Raw genomic sequence first — 14,940 nt, 5'->3', positions numbered from 1 at the left:
CCGTATATATATTATCAATTTACACTGACTTCCACCGATGTTACATTAAATATGAAGACAGTTTCTCTTTTACGAACCATCTCAATACGTATTTGAGAAACGTACTCCAATCCTATACGCGAGAGCAATACTATGTTGACACTCAGATGAGTGTCTTTTTTTGTGAGTAATAAAAAATAAAAACCATCTTTTAAAGATGGTTTTATCTTTTGTTACTATAAATGTAAACTTATGCAGTTGGATAATAAATTGTCATGCTTAATCGAGTCAAAGATTCCCCTAAATTATAATAAGAGTGTGATCTATCGGCCTTAAAACGAATTGAATCTCCACTATTTAATTTATATTGACAGTTATTCACTTTTACTGTCAATTCACCTTCAAATACCGTTATAAATTCTTCTGCGCCTTCTTTATGCCCTTCTGAACTTAATTTCCCTTCTGTTTCTATTTCCACTGTATACATTTCAAAATGTCTATCATCTTGAAATGGAAAAGAAGGATACACTTTATATTTTCCATTGTCTTCAGACAATACTTGAATATCTTTTCTTAAAATCACTTTCGTATCAGGCTGAGGATTATTGATTAAAGAAGTAAAAGAAACTTTCAAGCCATTTGCAATTTTCCATATTGTTGTTAGTGTCGGGCTTGATTCCCCTCTTTCAATTTGTCCAATCATCGTTTTACTCACACCCGTTAATTGGGAAACTTTTTCTAAACTTAATTTTTCTTTTTCTCGTATTGTTTTTAAATTTTTCGCCAGGATAAGTTGAATTTCTTCCATAAAACACACCCCTACACTCTATACAATATAACGACCGTTATGTATAATAAAAAGCACACGTTATATTGTTCTTTTCGGTCATTATAACATACATAAATGATTAGGGGGTTTTCAAATGCCTATATTTTCTTTTTTATTATTTGTTTTTATAAGTAGCTTCACACCCGGCCCTAACAATTTTTTAGCGATGACATACGCAAATCAATACGGATTAAAAAGGAGCATGAAGTTTTGCTTCGGAGTAGCTTTTGGTTTTTTCATCCTTACTTCTTTATGTAGTTTCTTTAATGTTGTACTACTTAATATCTTACCCATAATCGAATTCCCTTTAAAAATTTTAGGTGTAGCGTATATGTTATATTTAGCTATTAAAATACTTACTAGTAAAAGCAGTACGAATCCCGGTGAAAAAGATAATAAAAACTTATTCACAGTTGGGATTTCTCTTCAATTCGTTAATCCTAAAGGGATATTATTCGGACTGACTGTAGTATCGACTTTCATAATCCCTTACTACAATTCATATTCAAGTTTTATACTTTTTTCATTATTTTTAGGTGTAGTCGGTTTAATGAGTACATTTAGTTGGAGTTTATTTGGTTCAATATTCCAAAAATTATTAGTGAAACATAACCAATTATTTAACATCATTATGGCCGTTTTATTAGTTTTCAGTGCCGTTTCAATCGTTATACACTAATTCAATGCTCATTTTAGATTTTGCACTTTTTAATACCACTCTTCATCAATCAGACTACTTTATATACTAATCTATCCACATACCCTATATGTTTTAAAACTTTTAAGTGGAAACCTTCTAACAATAGGTTTCCTTCCATATCATATTAAATAAGAAGCAGGTTAAATACGGAGGTGATTTTGATTAAGACTACTTTAATTTCTCATTTTTACAATGAAGAATATTTACTTCCATGGTGGTTAATGCACCACACAAAGCTATTTGATCACGGCATTCTTATTAACCGTGGATCCACTGATCGGTCAGTTGAAATCTGTAAAATATTCGCTCCTAATTGGGAAATACGAAACTCAAAATCACTCGAATTTGATGCTTATTTAGTTGATCAAGAAGTTATGGAAATTGAAAGAGAACTTACAGGATGGAAAATGGTATTAAATACGACAGAATTTCTATGCTGTTATAATAAAGAACAATTTTTTAAATCACTTAACACTATGGGCGGCAATATGTTTTCCATAAGAATGATTATGATGATTGATGAACCGACTCATGGCTACACTAATCCAAGATATAGTTCTCCGCTTGTTAAACAACGTTATCACGGCATAATAATTCACCCTAATCCAAATCAACTATATCTTAACGGTAGATTAATTCACAATAATTCGCACGGGAACTATAGAGTCGGAAGACATGGTTCGCATTATCCTTATAGCATTTACATAGAACCTGCTTTTATTTTTAAATTTTTTTATAGTCCATGGAACGATGCAATGAAAAAACGAAAATTACAAATTGGACCGACTCTTTCTCAACACAGTGTACAGCGTGGACTAGGTTCTCATCACTTAACAACAATTGAAAAATTAGAAACAAAATACAAATTCTATGCAACTTTAACTACGGACCTTCGGTTATTCCCAGAATACCAAATTATATTTCCCGACCTTTATCCTTAATGTCATGAATATTTAGTTTCCACATCCATCCGTTTTTTATTAACGTACCAACTCCAACTAAATATGTTTCTCTAGTAGAAATCCGAGCTAGGACTCTCGCTGCACGCAGATTCCTCTTATTTAATGTCGTATCACCAGCCTATAATCTTTCATACCATTTCATTGAGCACCTGATGTTGGATCAGAAATAAAAAATGGTAATTCATTTGGAAAATTTTAAATTTCAGATTATATACCTTCTAAAACAAAGAATTCAAATAAAAGAACCTAAACTAATGTTTTAAGTTATGGCTTTATTTTTTCTTATTATTCACTTTAAAATCTTTTTATAATAATATTGAAAAATACAGTATAATATAAACTACTGTTCTTTGGGAGGGTTATAATGTCTGATAAGTATAAATTTTTCATTCTTATTGTTACCGCATCTTTTTCTTTCTTTTCCTTAATAAAAGATTTCCGCAACACTTCAAAAAGTTTTTTTTTGGGTAGTTTTGTAATTCTTACAAGCTTCATAATACTTTTAACACTCGCTTTAGATTTAAATCAAATACTCCTATATTCAACGCAAATTGCGCTTGAGATTATTACAATACCACGTAAATTATTTCTACCATCTGTCACTGAAGCCGCTACTATTTGCTAACAAAGTATTTTAATTTTCTTATGCATACCAAAATATATTTTGGTAAATTTGACACACATTTATATCAAACAAGCATATTTTATTGTATGGTAACTATCTAATAATACAAATTTTAAATTTTTATAAGATTTTTTTATTTTTAATTAAAAATTTACAACATTCTAAAACAGTATGCACATAATATCCTCAATTCCCTTTTTCAACATGAAACTTGTCTCAGAGCGCCTTTAAAAGCGCTCTTTATCTTTAATAAAGGTTTTATTAAAATTTAGGTTAAAAATTAATACCCTATAGTCATGATAGCTATTTACTGGTTCCAAAATAAGTTGCATTAATAATATAGAAATGAAATACCTATAAAAATTATTACTTTACTATTTCTTTAAACATGCTAGTGAGGTGATTTCGATAGATTATCAAAACAAAGATATGTTCATTAACTTTTCACTTTTAGATATTAACCGTATTATTCTCCCACATTCTCCTACTGGACCTACCGGGGCTACTGGCTCTACTGGCTCCACTGGCTCTACCGGTTCCACTGGACCTACTGGCTCTACCGGTTCCACTGGACCTACTGGCTCTACCGGTTCCACTGGACCTACTGGCTCTACCGGTTCCACTGGACCTACTGGCTCCACTGGGCCTACCGGGGCGGCTAGTGTAGGATTAACAAACTATCTATATGTTTTTGATACTACTAACCAATCAATTGCAGTAGGAAGTAATGTTACTTTTAACACAAATGGACCTATAACAGGAACTGCCCTTAGCCACATCACAGGTACTGGAAATATTATAATCAATACACTAGGAACATATGTAGCAGAGTTTCAATTACAAGCTTCTCGCGAAAACCAATTCTCCCTCGAACTAAATGGTACACCAATTTCAGGTGGACGTTTTGGTACGGGGTCACCACATACAATAAATCAAGGTACTGCTGCTTTTACCGTAACAGTTGTTCCTTCAACATTGACTTTAATAAATAACACCTCTTCAGCAGGTACTATCACTCTCTCAAATAGTGATGGTGGCTCTTTAACAAATGTATCTGCAAGTATAAGTATTTTTCAGGTCGGATAATTAATTTGGTTAGAAAAGTAATTCATAAAGTTTACAAATAAAAAAATGAGGCTTCTCTTTTCTAGAGAAACCTCATTTTTTTTATTAAATTTTAAACTGACTCGTATACAAATCAAAATAAAACCCTCTATCTTCCATGAGAGACTCATGATTCCCTCTTTCTAAAATTTCCCCATCCTTTATAACAAGGATTTGATCTGCTTTTTCAATTGTTTTAAGTCGGTGAGCGATCACAAAACTTGTGCGACCTCTCATTAAATTATTTAGTCCTGCTTGTATTTGTAATTCTGTTCTTGTGTCAATATTAGATGTCGCTTCATCGAGAATTAATATATCTGCATCTGCTAAAATTGCTCGTGCAATCGCAAGAAGTTGTTTTTGTCCTTGACTTAAATTCGATCCTTCTGAAGCAATTTCTGTTTCATATTGATTTGGCAAATGCTTAATAAAAGAATGTGCAGATGCTGCCTTAGCTGCAGTGATAACTTCTTCATCAGTAGCATCTAAGCGTCCATAACGGATATTATCCATAATCGAACCAGCAAATAAATACGTATCCTGTAAAACTACTCCTATTTTACTTCGTAAAGAATTAATATCATAATCTTTTATATCTTTTCCATCAATATGAATTTGTCCTTGCTGTATATCGTAAAAGCGAGTTAACAAATTAATGATTGTTGTTTTCCCTGATCCAGTCGGACCAACTAAAGCAATTGTCTCTCCTGGCTGCGCTTTAAGACTCACTTCTTTTAAAATTGTTTTATTTTCTGCGTAGCCAAATGAAACATTCTCAAGTGCAACATGCCCTTGTAAATTTTGTACAACGAATGCGTCTTTTTTATTTTGAATTTCTGGTACCTCATCCATAATCTCAAAAACACGTTCTCCACCAGCAACTGCCGCTTGAATTGTATTCATTAAAGTCGCAAATTGACTTAGCGGCCTTGAGAATTGACGAGAATAATTAATAAAAGCCGCAATAACTCCTACTGTTGTCATTCCGTTTAAGACCATAACTGATCCGGTCCCAATGACAAGCCCCATACCTAAGTTATTAATAAAGTTCATACTTGGAAAAATAAAAGCTGAAAATGTATCAGCCTTCGTAGCTGAAACTCTTAGCTGTTCATTAATTTTATTGAAATTTTGTACAGTTTCTTTTTCTTTTCCATACAACGTTGTAACATCCGCACCTGTAATTGCTTCCTCAATAAATCCATTTAGTTCACCTAAATCTTTTTGACGCTTCGCAAAGTTTTTACCACTATATGCAACTAGTTTTTTTGTAACGTAAAACATAATAGGTACTGTAATTAAAGTTACAATTGCTAAAATCCAATTTAAGGCGAACATTGCAATCGTTACACCTATAAAAGTTAATGCTGATGAAATAATTTGTACAACACTTTGTGTCAAAGCTTGGTTCAAATTATCTATATCATTTGTCACACGGCTCATTAAATCACCTTGAGAACGCACATCAAAGAACCGTAAAGAAAGCGTTTGGATTTTCTCAAAAATATCTTGTCGTATTTTTTGAATTGTTTTTAATGCAACGTTAATCATGACAAACGTTTGTAACCATGTTAAAAGTACAGTTACACCATAAATCACGATAAGTAACATACACATTCTTGCTGTACCACTTAAATCTTTCGGTACAATATATTGATCTATAATGACTCCCATAAAATAGGGACCTAACAATCCAAGTAATGTAGTAACAACGACTAGAAATATAACAAACATAAGAGCAGCTTTTTGATAGCCCATATAGTTCCATACCCGCATTACAGTTCCTTGAGCATTTTTAGCTTTTCCCATCTTTGGGGTGTTTCGTCCACCTTTATTAGCAAATTGCCCTTGAAAATTACGCATGTTCTTTCCCACCTTCTTTATCCAAATTACCACCTTGGGAAAGATAAATTTCCTGATAAACCTCACTTTGTTCTAACAATTGTTCATGTGTACCATTGCCAACTAATTCACCATTATCTAATACAAGTATTTTATCCGCATCCATTATGGAAGAAATTTTGGACGCAATTAATAAAGTTGTTGTGCCTTTATATTTTGTTTTTAAAGCTATTTGAATAGTAGCCTCTGATTTTGCATCAACTGCTGATGTAGAATCATCTAATATGAGAATCGGTGGCTTTCTCACAAGTGCCCTTGCAATTGATACACGTTGTTTTTGTCCACCTGATAGATTTGTCGCGCCTTGTGTTAAATTATATTGATAAGATTCTTCCAGCTTATTGATAAACTCAGTCGCACAAGCTGATGCAGCTGCTACTTCCAGCTCGTCATGTGTTGCATCTTCTTTACCATAACGTAAATTTTCTTCTATACTGCCTGAGAACAACAACGCCTTCTGAGGTACAAACCCTATTGAAGCACGGAGTTTTTGCAAATCATATGTTTTAACATCTATTCCATCTATACATATTTCACCTTGATCCACATCATATAGACGTGGTAACAGTTTCGCTAAGGTAGATTTACCACTTCCAGTCGATCCAATAATCCCTACTTTTTCACCTTTTTGTATGCTAAACGAAATATCTTTTAAAACATATTCATTATTTTTCGTATAGCTATAACTAACATTTTTAAATTCGATATTTCCTTCGATTCTCTCAGGTTCGATCGCATTCGCTTCGCTTATAATATCAACCTCGGTATTTAACACTTGCTGTACACGATCCGCAGATGGAAAAGCTCGCGCAATTTGAATAAATACCATGCTAATCGACATAAGTGACATTAAAATGATATTCAAGTAATTAATAAATGCCAAAATCGCTCCTACTTGAAGCGTTCCATCGAATACTTTTTCTCCACCAATCCATAATGTTGCGACAATCCCGCCACTTACAACTAGCATAATGATTGGCATCATTAAAGAAATAAGTTGCACAGCTCGAATATTTATCTTCGTTAAATTTGTATTTACACTTCCAAATTGAGCGATTTCGTATTTTTGTCTTACATACGCTTTTATAACACGCACACCAGATAAATTTTCTTGTAACTTTGTATTCACTTTGTCCAATGCCTCTTGCACCTTTTTAAATGTACCACTTGCTTTACTTGCAATTAAAATAATCGCAAGTAATAAAATCGGAACAACTACAAGTAATATTGGAAATAACTCTCGCGCTGTTACAAAAACAATAAGTATACTTCCGATAAATAACAGCGGACCACGAACGAGAACACGTAATGTCATCGTCATTGCCGATTGAATGGAAGTGATATCATTCGTCACGATCGTTAATAATTTACCTGTTCCAAATGAATCACGATTATTACTAGAAAATGTTTCTATTTTCGCAAACACATCTTTTCGTATGTCTGTAGCGAATTTAACAGCGGCTTTTGTAGAATACATCATACACCCAAGCCCTCCAACTAAACCGAGTGCTGCTGCTCCTATCATAAGAAGCCCCATTTTTATTACATAATTTAAATCCCGATTTGCAATCCCAACATCAATGATATGTTGCATAATAGTCGGTTGAATTAAGTCCATCGCAACCTCAAGTACCATAAATAGCGGCCCAATAATAGCGAAGAACATGTATGGTTTTAAATACTGTAATAACTTACGAAATGATTTCATACATAATCTCCTTTTCCCATGAAATTACCACTGAATAATTCATATCCCTCCTTATTTAAGCGATAAATTTTGTAATTTCTTCATTACTTCTATTATATTATGTAAATTAATATTTAACATTATTAAATGATAAGTATTAATGACTTTCTGGTCAATAAATGTGCTTTATATTATGTAAATACAAAAACCGCATTCTTAATGAAAAGAATACGGTTTTTCATCTATATTTCTTCAATTGTAAAATGTAAAAACTCAGTCTCAAATCCCTTATTTTTAGAAGGACTACACGTGTAAAAACCTATTTTAACAGGCTCCTCCCCTATATCCTCCATTAAATGAGCGATTCTTATTTGTTCCCATTGATGGCTCTTTTTCACATATATTGTATAATCACCGCGTTTTCGAATAATTCGAAAACAAAGTTGTTGCTTAGCTGCTTCAGTTGGATAATCTTGCGTTGACCAGTCAGAATATCCATTATTCGTTACGACAGCACCTAAGTGAGATGGCCCTTCAGGGATATATTCTAAAGATGTTTTTAGCCAACAGTTCTCCGAAATCATAACAAAAAGACCTGCTTGATCGAATTTTGAATTTGGATTCATACGTAACTGAACTTCAGCTTGAAAGTCTGTCATCATCTCATTATAAAATACATGACCATTCATTACTTCAAAACCATAATGTGTTTTAAGCCAAAAATCGGTTTCTGCTTTCGAACGGACAATAAACGCATAATTATCATTAATTTTATAGTATTCAGGTACATTCATTATAGTGAGTTGCTCAATACGTTCTGGTATATACGATATATTCATAGCTCCTCCATAATAAAGCATTTATATAGACATTTAAAACTCCGCTAATACTGGGAATTTATAACCTTTAAAATCTAACTCTTTATCACTTCGAACCATTAAATACTTGCTAGACTGTAATTCTGTAAACTGTACATCCTCAACCCCTAATTGATCCGGAGAAAAATAAAATTCGATTTCAGTAAACCCTTCATTGATTTCTCCACATAATTCATCTAAAACCGGAAGTACTGGCGCAAATACTCCAAATAATTTCAACTTTTCATTGTCTACTTCATAAACGATTAGAGCATCTAGTTTCTCTGAATAATACAATTTCTCATTCCATTCCGAGTCATACATATTCAAATAAAATGAAGGATGGAAGTTTAAAGTCGAAAAACTATTTGAAAGTCTTTGGCTACTATCAATAGTTTCATGTATTAACTGTCTATTCTCTATATTATAGTAATCTAACTTTTTAAGTAGTGAATCGTTATTATTAATCTTTTTATCGTATGGTATAGTCATCAAATATTCCTGCACAACTTTAAATCCAAATGCTGTATATAGTTCAGGTTTTTCTGTAAACAATAATGCACATTCACATTTCTTATCGATTTCTTCTATCATTTTACCCATTAATTGTGTCATTAGCCCTTGTCTACGGAAATTAGGGTGTGTCATGACTGATTGAATACCCGCCGCATTTATTTTTTCACCATTAATTAATAATGGGAGTGAAAATGCCGCAACATTTGCAATCACTTTATCTTCTTGTAAAAATGATAAAGCTTTATATGTATCATCCCAATATCCTTTATCCGAAAAATCATTCAATGTTTGAGTTGTAATTCCAAACACTTCTTCAAATAAAGGAAATAACTGCTCTCTTTTCGGTTCTTCAATTAGAAGACTTGCCAATTTTTCAACATTCCCCATGTTGTACCTCCAAATGTTAAATTCCATTAAATTAGATATACTTATATGACCTACTCTTAAAAATAGAGGTCTTACCAATCAATATACTATCATAAAACATAAAATAAAAGTCTAATTAATTTTATGTTTTGACTATTTGAAAATAAGTCGAATAAAACGATATTAAGATTTCTGAATATTAATTAGTTTATTATACAAAAATAGCGCTTTCTAATTAGCTTTTACTAATAGAAATACACTATTTATAATAAAATAATTTTATTCTTTTATCCCTTCAAGTCTTTCCTTCGTATTAATTTCTTCTCCACTTATACGCTTTTCAAAAGACTTTCTCCAACTACTTGAAAGTGCGTTTACTTCTAATATCCTTTTTACCCCTTCAATATTTTGTTTTTCCTTGTGCATGATACGGTTAGCAAACGCTACTGAAACGCCTTTCGGATCAGACTGTATCCTTTTTAATGTATCGACTGATGATACCCATCCTTCTTTTAATACACGAAAATAAAATCCTGTATATCCTGTTTCTTGAAAATATAGTGGTAACTTTGGAATATTATATTTTTTTGCTAATTTAAAACAAGGTTGCCTTGGTTGTGTTACCTGTACGATTGCCTCTCCGAGTTCAAACGTATCACCAATACAAACATCCTCTTCGCGCATACCACTAACTGTTATATTTTCTCCGAAAGCCCCATATACAAGATCTTGATTCAATTCTTTTTCCCAGTATGGATAGTGATCACCAGTATAAACACAAACTGCTTTATCTACTCCTCCATGATGAACTAAGTCCGCCTGTCCATCTCCTTTAAATTTTACAAAGGATAAATATATCGGTTCCTTTACTTGTTTCTTATTTATGCCTGTATGAATTACTTTTTCGCCGTATGTAACCTCTTTTGGTAATCCTATATTTAAAGATAATAATTGATATTCATTAGCCATTCTATTTCCTCCTTTAAAGGTGTTACATGTATTTTCTCTCAATTAATTTTTACAACCCTCTCTGCTATATAAAGATGATTATAAAACCTTTAAAATCATTGTTCAATTCAATTATTTATATAATAATGATAGGTATAACCTATTATTATACTTGAGGTGATTCCAATCGAATTACGACAACTTGAATACTTTTTAGCTGTTTCAAAAGAATTACATTTCACAAAAGCAGCTGAGAAATTAAATATTTCACAGCCTTCTCTAAGTCAACAAATACGTGCATTAGAGCATGAAGTAGGAATGCCACTTTTCGATCGAATTGGTAAAAAAATATCTTTAACTGAAGCAGGGAAGATTTTATTATCACATAGTAAAACCATTTTTCATGAAGTCGAACAAGCTCGTTCAGCTATTCAAGACCTAAACGGATTACAGCAAGGTTCCTTAACAATAGGGGCTTTGTTAACCGTCCTAAATTATTTACTACCACTAACTATTTTAAATTTCAATAATTTATATCCCAATATAGAGCTTTCTGTATTAGGGCTTCGCACAGGAGATATTCGTGAAAAATTATTACGAAACGAACTAGATATTGGAATTACATTTCTCCCGGTGCAAGATAAAGAGATTATCTCTATCCCTCTATACAAAAGCGATCTTACATTAGTCGTGCCAACTGGTCATCGATTAGCTGAACGTAATCATGTATCTATTGCTGAATTACAGAACTACCCTTTAATTCTTTTACCTAAAAATTTCTTTTTAACCGAACTAATTACATCTCATTGTCAAAAATTCAACTTTAAACCAAGACCAATTTTAGAAATTAGCACGATGGAATCTTTAATCCAAATGGTTTCCAAAGGAATGGGAATTACAGTGTTACCCAAACCATATATAGACTTTTTACAAAATAAAAACATTCAAGCTATTAAAATAGAAAACCCTACTCCAACAATTGAAATAGGGCTAATTTATAGAAAAGATAAATATATGTGTGCTGCAACTCGAGAATTTATTGAGCAACTAAAAAGTACAGTACGTTCTTTCCAAAACTAAACAAAAGAGATTATCCTATGAAACCGTTTCACAACGATCTAGTAGAATAATCTCTTTTCAAAACAAAGTAAACATTATATTAAACTCTTATAGATTTTAATGTACCTTTTTAGATATTGGAATATATTTAGTAAAATATGCACCAACTAGCAATAATACAATTGAAAATAACCAAGTAAAAGCACCGCCAAAGTGAAACCAATATGCAAACATATTTAAAATTGCGAGTGAAAAGAAGCAAATAGAAGTTAACGCACTTTTCAATCCTTTTATCCCAGATTTTTTTCTCTTTTGATAAGCAATATACATCGCAATAACAAGAAAAAAGATAAGAACAAATGGTAACATAACTTTTAGCATTGGTAATCCCTCCAGTGTAAATGCACTCTCTTCATTATCATCTTATCTCATTTATCTTTTAGGCATCAATTCATTCTTATCTTCCCTCCAAAAGTCAGTATAAGTTTTATTTTTAAAGTTCACGTTCACCTCAGAAAACGGCATACTTCCTCCAACTTTCAATGAGTACCAGTCGTTTAAAAGTGGTGATCCGAAACAAATCTTCATTGTACGATCATGTAAATCGAATAATACAGAATGTAAAGTTCCAAACCATTCTTCATAGTTATGTACAGTCAGTCCATCAGGATATTCTTCTTCTACTAACTTTTTTAAAGACTCTATGCTCACTTGTTCATATCCATTTAAATGCTCATGTAAAACATGATATCTCTTTGTAGATTGTTCTAATTTCCTATTATTTAATTTCTGAATTGATGAACTAACTGCATGGTTTGTTGATACAATAAAAGCTTGGTTGTCACCATCAATCGTTGTTGTGGATTTATGACCGTCAAATATTTCAATATGTGCTGCGTTTAAAGGATCAGCTACTATTAAATTAATATTACTAGCAATTGGTATTTCTTCTATTAGTGATTTAGCTTCCTGCACATTTTTACATTTCTCCAGCAACAATCGAATTACCGCAAAACACTGTAAACCATTTACCATTGGCTTTCTTAAACCTGCAATGTTTCCTACTGGTTGACCACATGCTGAAAATGTAACAGATAATCCATGTTCGTTAACCCCTTCTGTTCGACCAAAATATTGAGTAGAAAAGCCACTATGTGCATACGCACCTTCAACATGCGTCGAGCAAAAACGCATATCATCTATTACTGGTGACAAATCATAATTTCTTAATACATAAGTGTGAGTTGAATCTGTCTTTTTAGGTAATACTGCACAATGACTACAACCTGCTTTCAATAGTGTTTGATAGTAATACATCATATTTTTTGAAGGAATTTTTAACACTTCACAAAAACCTTCAATTTCTTCATTAATTCCAGAACAATATTGATTTAATATATTTCTAGATTCTGTCCAATGGTTATGCGATATTAAGTTTTCTTGCTCTATAAATTGCGGAATAAGATAAGAATGTTGTTTCACAAATTCACCTTGTTGCTTACCAATTTCATAATGACTTCCTTTGAGCGATGAAAAATACCCCTTTACTTGATACAACAAATTCCCCCTCTTATTAAACATATCCATATCGTACCAAATGAATCCCATTCATTCTTGATGTTTTTTACTACCTTACCTTAACTCCCTGCCACTTTAAAACCTCCACTAATAATTATTTACTAAATAATTATTTTTTTGTTAATATTGCTACAGAAGCTTTACTTCAAAATAAAATAGTTTAATATCAAATGAGCAAAATACTATATTGAACTTACTCGTAAGCAATCCTCTAATTTTTGAGATTAAGAAACTTATTTATCAAAGCAAAAGGAGGATTTATGTATGAGCAATTGCAAACCAATTGATGAATTAACTATTGAGGACCTAAAACAAAACCCCATTTGGGAATGGGCAATAGATGAAGAGGAAAACGAAGAACATGACGAAACATGGGTAAAACCAGCAGCAACTACTAATTTTACAGAGGAGTTAAACGGTTCAATCGTACTAGGCGAACTATTCTTACATAATGGTGAAAAATTCCCTATGATGTGTGAAATTGACATTGAAAATAACGAGGCAGTAATTCGTTCTGTTGTTTATTATAACGAAGCAGAAAATGAGTATATTGCTATAGAAGATATTGTGAAAACGGTCGAAATGCCGTTATCGATTATTATTAACCTAACAATTCATGCAGAATCCAAAACCTTACGCTTCACTGCACATAAAGTGGATATTTATAAAAATTCAATAACGACTAATTTAAATTAAAGTTGGACGAAATAAAGAAAACAATTATGAAATACAAACTGGGGAATCATTAACGATTCCCCAGTTTTTTAAACTATATTAAAATATCCCCTTTTCCACTAAAGTCTCTGCGATTTGAACTGAATTCCAAGCCGCACCTTTTAATAGGTTATCAGAAACAATCCAGAGGTGAAATCCGTTTGGCATATCAGGATCTTTACGTATTCTTCCGACAAATGTGTCTATTTTCCCTTCTGCATATAATGGCATTGGATACAGCTGTTTACTAGGGTTATCCTGCAAAATAACACCTGGTGCATCCATTAATACTTCCTTAATTTCCGTAACGGTTGCTTCTTTTTCCAGTTCTATATAAACTGATTCTGAATGCCCTGATACAACTGGAACACGTACACAAGTAGCTGCCATTTTCAGGTTTTCATCTTCTAATATTTTCTTCGTTTCTTGAATCATTTTTACTTCTTCAAAAGTAAAATCATTGTCTGTAAATATATCTACTTGAGGCAGTACATTAAACGCTATTGGGTAATGTTTTTTATCTTTTTTCGCCGGTAATATATTACTTTTCACTTCTTCACCAGCAAGCATAGACTTAGCCTGCTCTTGTAATTCATGAATCGCATGAATGCCAGAACCCGATACGGCTTGATATGTTGAAACGATAATTCTTTCTAAACCGAATGATTTTCGAATCGGCTGAAGTGCTGTTACCATCTGTAATGCTGAACAATTTGGAACTGCAATGATACCTTTATGCTGCTTTAAAGTATGCGCATTCACTTCCGGAACAACGAGCGGTACACCTTGTGCCATTCGGTACTCACTTGTGTTATCAATTACAATCGCACCACTAGAAACTGCATGAGTTACAAATTGTCTAGATACTTCTCCCCCAGCGCTAAAAAAGGCAATATCTACACCTTCAAAGCTAGTTGTTTTTGCCTCTTTTATAATTATCTCTCGTCCTTTGAATCTTACTTTCTTACCAGCGGATCGTTTTGACGAAAGCAATGTAACTTCAACTATATTAAACTTCATTTCATTCTCTAACAGTTCAATAATTTTTTGCCCTACCGCACCTGTAGCCCCAACAACAGCTACATGATAGCCCTTTTTGATCATCTTTTCTCCT

Annotated in this window: 15 protein-coding genes; 6 read left to right on the top strand and 9 right to left on the bottom strand. The window is 32.5% G+C overall.

The window, feature by feature from the left end:
- Positions 1 to 229: 229 nt before the first annotated feature.
- Positions 230 to 787, bottom strand: coding sequence for a helix-turn-helix domain-containing protein (locus tag ACTJJY_RS15360; RefSeq protein ID WP_440605885.1), 558 nt, complete (start codon positions 785 to 787; stop codon positions 230 to 232).
- Positions 788 to 902: 115 nt separating this feature from the next.
- Here ACTJJY_RS15360 and ACTJJY_RS15355 point away from each other — a divergent pair, with 115 nt between their 5' ends.
- From ACTJJY_RS15355 to ACTJJY_RS15340, 4 genes are all read left to right on the top strand, one after another.
- Positions 903 to 1,487 carry a LysE family translocator gene (locus ACTJJY_RS15355; protein WP_065483537.1) on the top strand — a complete coding sequence of 195 codons (585 nt, stop codon included), beginning with the start codon at positions 903 to 905 and terminating at the stop codon, positions 1,485 to 1,487.
- 179 nt (positions 1,488 to 1,666) lie between these two features.
- Positions 1,667 to 2,449: a glycosyltransferase family 2 protein gene (locus ACTJJY_RS15350; RefSeq protein ID WP_048657279.1), complete on the top strand. Its 783-nt coding sequence runs from the start codon at positions 1,667 to 1,669 to the stop codon at positions 2,447 to 2,449.
- Between the two features lie 385 nt (positions 2,450 to 2,834).
- Positions 2,835 to 3,095: a hypothetical protein gene (locus ACTJJY_RS15345; RefSeq protein ID WP_440605884.1), complete on the top strand. Its 261-nt coding sequence runs from the start codon at positions 2,835 to 2,837 to the stop codon at positions 3,093 to 3,095.
- A 429-nt stretch (positions 3,096 to 3,524) separates the two neighbouring features.
- The gene (locus tag ACTJJY_RS15340) at positions 3,525 to 4,181 is read left to right on the top strand and encodes a collagen-like protein (RefSeq protein ID WP_440605883.1); all 657 of its coding nucleotides are present in this window, start codon (positions 3,525 to 3,527) and stop codon (positions 4,179 to 4,181) included.
- An 84-nt stretch (positions 4,182 to 4,265) separates the two neighbouring features.
- Here ACTJJY_RS15340 and ACTJJY_RS15335 read toward each other — a convergent pair whose 3' ends face one another.
- The 5 genes from ACTJJY_RS15335 to ACTJJY_RS15315 all read right to left on the bottom strand — a co-directional run bounded on the left by ACTJJY_RS15335 (position 4,266) and on the right by ACTJJY_RS15315 (position 10,496).
- Entirely contained in the window at positions 4,266 to 6,062 is a 1,797-nt protein-coding gene (locus ACTJJY_RS15335) for an ABC transporter ATP-binding protein (RefSeq protein WP_440605882.1), read from the bottom strand.
- Positions 6,055 to 7,809, bottom strand: a complete 1,755-nt coding sequence (locus ACTJJY_RS15330) for an ABC transporter ATP-binding protein (RefSeq protein ID WP_440605881.1) — start codon at positions 7,807 to 7,809, stop codon at positions 6,055 to 6,057. Before ACTJJY_RS15330 ends, ACTJJY_RS15335 begins: the two co-directional genes overlap by 8 nt.
- Before the next feature lie 221 nt (positions 7,810 to 8,030).
- Positions 8,031 to 8,627 (bottom strand): DUF1349 domain-containing protein, encoded by a 597-nt coding sequence (locus ACTJJY_RS15325; RefSeq protein WP_440605880.1) that lies wholly within the window; start codon positions 8,625 to 8,627, stop codon positions 8,031 to 8,033.
- A 33-nt stretch (positions 8,628 to 8,660) separates the two neighbouring features.
- Entirely contained in the window at positions 8,661 to 9,548 is an 888-nt protein-coding gene (locus ACTJJY_RS15320; protein ID WP_440605879.1) for a GNAT family N-acetyltransferase, read from the bottom strand.
- A gap of 258 nt (positions 9,549 to 9,806) precedes the next feature.
- Complete coding sequence (locus ACTJJY_RS15315; RefSeq protein WP_440605878.1) at positions 9,807 to 10,496, bottom strand: MOSC domain-containing protein; 690 nt, start codon at positions 10,494 to 10,496, stop codon at positions 9,807 to 9,809.
- Between the two features lie 156 nt (positions 10,497 to 10,652).
- On the opposite strand from ACTJJY_RS15315, the gene ACTJJY_RS15310 reads away from it, so the two are divergent.
- Positions 10,653 to 11,555: a LysR family transcriptional regulator gene (locus tag ACTJJY_RS15310; RefSeq protein ID WP_000612234.1), complete on the top strand. Its 903-nt coding sequence runs from the start codon at positions 10,653 to 10,655 to the stop codon at positions 11,553 to 11,555.
- Between the two features lie 96 nt (positions 11,556 to 11,651).
- Here the strand turns inward: ACTJJY_RS15310 and ACTJJY_RS15305 are convergent, their stop codons facing one another.
- Both ACTJJY_RS15305 and ACTJJY_RS15300 read right to left on the bottom strand, forming a co-directional pair.
- Complete coding sequence (locus tag ACTJJY_RS15305) at positions 11,652 to 11,915, bottom strand: hypothetical protein (protein ID WP_000921858.1); 264 nt, start codon at positions 11,913 to 11,915, stop codon at positions 11,652 to 11,654.
- A gap of 51 nt (positions 11,916 to 11,966) precedes the next feature.
- Positions 11,967 to 13,091 (bottom strand): C45 family autoproteolytic acyltransferase/hydolase, encoded by a 1,125-nt coding sequence (locus tag ACTJJY_RS15300; RefSeq protein WP_044584451.1) that lies wholly within the window; start codon positions 13,089 to 13,091, stop codon positions 11,967 to 11,969.
- Between the two features lie 285 nt (positions 13,092 to 13,376).
- Between ACTJJY_RS15300 and ACTJJY_RS15295 the strand changes: the two genes are divergently transcribed.
- Positions 13,377 to 13,808: a hypothetical protein gene (locus ACTJJY_RS15295; protein ID WP_000063764.1), complete on the top strand. Its 432-nt coding sequence runs from the start codon at positions 13,377 to 13,379 to the stop codon at positions 13,806 to 13,808.
- A 78-nt stretch (positions 13,809 to 13,886) separates the two neighbouring features.
- Here ACTJJY_RS15295 and ACTJJY_RS15290 read toward each other — a convergent pair whose 3' ends face one another.
- Positions 13,887 to 14,930 (bottom strand): aspartate-semialdehyde dehydrogenase, encoded by a 1,044-nt coding sequence (locus ACTJJY_RS15290; RefSeq protein WP_440605877.1) that lies wholly within the window; start codon positions 14,928 to 14,930, stop codon positions 13,887 to 13,889.
- Positions 14,931 to 14,940: the final 10 nt, after the last annotated feature.

This window comes from Bacillus sp. 22475, from assembly GCF_052044835.1.
GTDB lineage: Bacteria > Bacillota > Bacilli > Bacillales > Bacillaceae_G > Bacillus_A > Bacillus_A cereus.
This window is presented reverse-complemented; position numbering and strand designations above follow the sequence as displayed.

What these genes read in the sequence shown, in the direction of transcription:
- ACTJJY_RS15295 (WP_000063764.1), top strand. Translation starts at nt 13,377, where the DNA reads ATGAGCAATTGCAAACCAATTGATGAATTAACTATTGAGGACCTAAAA.
- ACTJJY_RS15305 (WP_000921858.1), bottom strand. Translation starts at nt 11,915, where the DNA reads ATGCTAAAAGTTATGTTACCATTTGTTCTTATCTTTTTTCTTGTTATT.
- ACTJJY_RS15345 (WP_440605884.1), top strand. Translation starts at nt 2,835, where the DNA reads ATGTCTGATAAGTATAAATTTTTCATTCTTATTGTTACCGCATCTTTT.
- ACTJJY_RS15325 (WP_440605880.1), bottom strand. Translation starts at nt 8,627, where the DNA reads ATGAATATATCGTATATACCAGAACGTATTGAGCAACTCACTATAATG.
- ACTJJY_RS15355 (WP_065483537.1), top strand. Translation starts at nt 903, where the DNA reads ATGCCTATATTTTCTTTTTTATTATTTGTTTTTATAAGTAGCTTCACA.
- ACTJJY_RS15320 (WP_440605879.1), bottom strand. Translation starts at nt 9,548, where the DNA reads ATGGGGAATGTTGAAAAATTGGCAAGTCTTCTAATTGAAGAACCGAAA.
- ACTJJY_RS15335 (WP_440605882.1), bottom strand. Translation starts at nt 6,062, where the DNA reads ATGCGTAATTTTCAAGGGCAATTTGCTAATAAAGGTGGACGAAACACC.
- ACTJJY_RS15340 (WP_440605883.1), top strand. Translation starts at nt 3,525, where the DNA reads ATGTTCATTAACTTTTCACTTTTAGATATTAACCGTATTATTCTCCCA.
- ACTJJY_RS15290 (WP_440605877.1), bottom strand. Translation starts at nt 14,930, where the DNA reads ATGATCAAAAAGGGCTATCATGTAGCTGTTGTTGGGGCTACAGGTGCG.
- ACTJJY_RS15360 (WP_440605885.1), bottom strand. Translation starts at nt 787, where the DNA reads ATGGAAGAAATTCAACTTATCCTGGCGAAAAATTTAAAAACAATACGA.
- ACTJJY_RS15315 (WP_440605878.1), bottom strand. Translation starts at nt 10,496, where the DNA reads ATGGCTAATGAATATCAATTATTATCTTTAAATATAGGATTACCAAAA.
- ACTJJY_RS15330 (WP_440605881.1), bottom strand. Translation starts at nt 7,809, where the DNA reads ATGAAATCATTTCGTAAGTTATTACAGTATTTAAAACCATACATGTTC.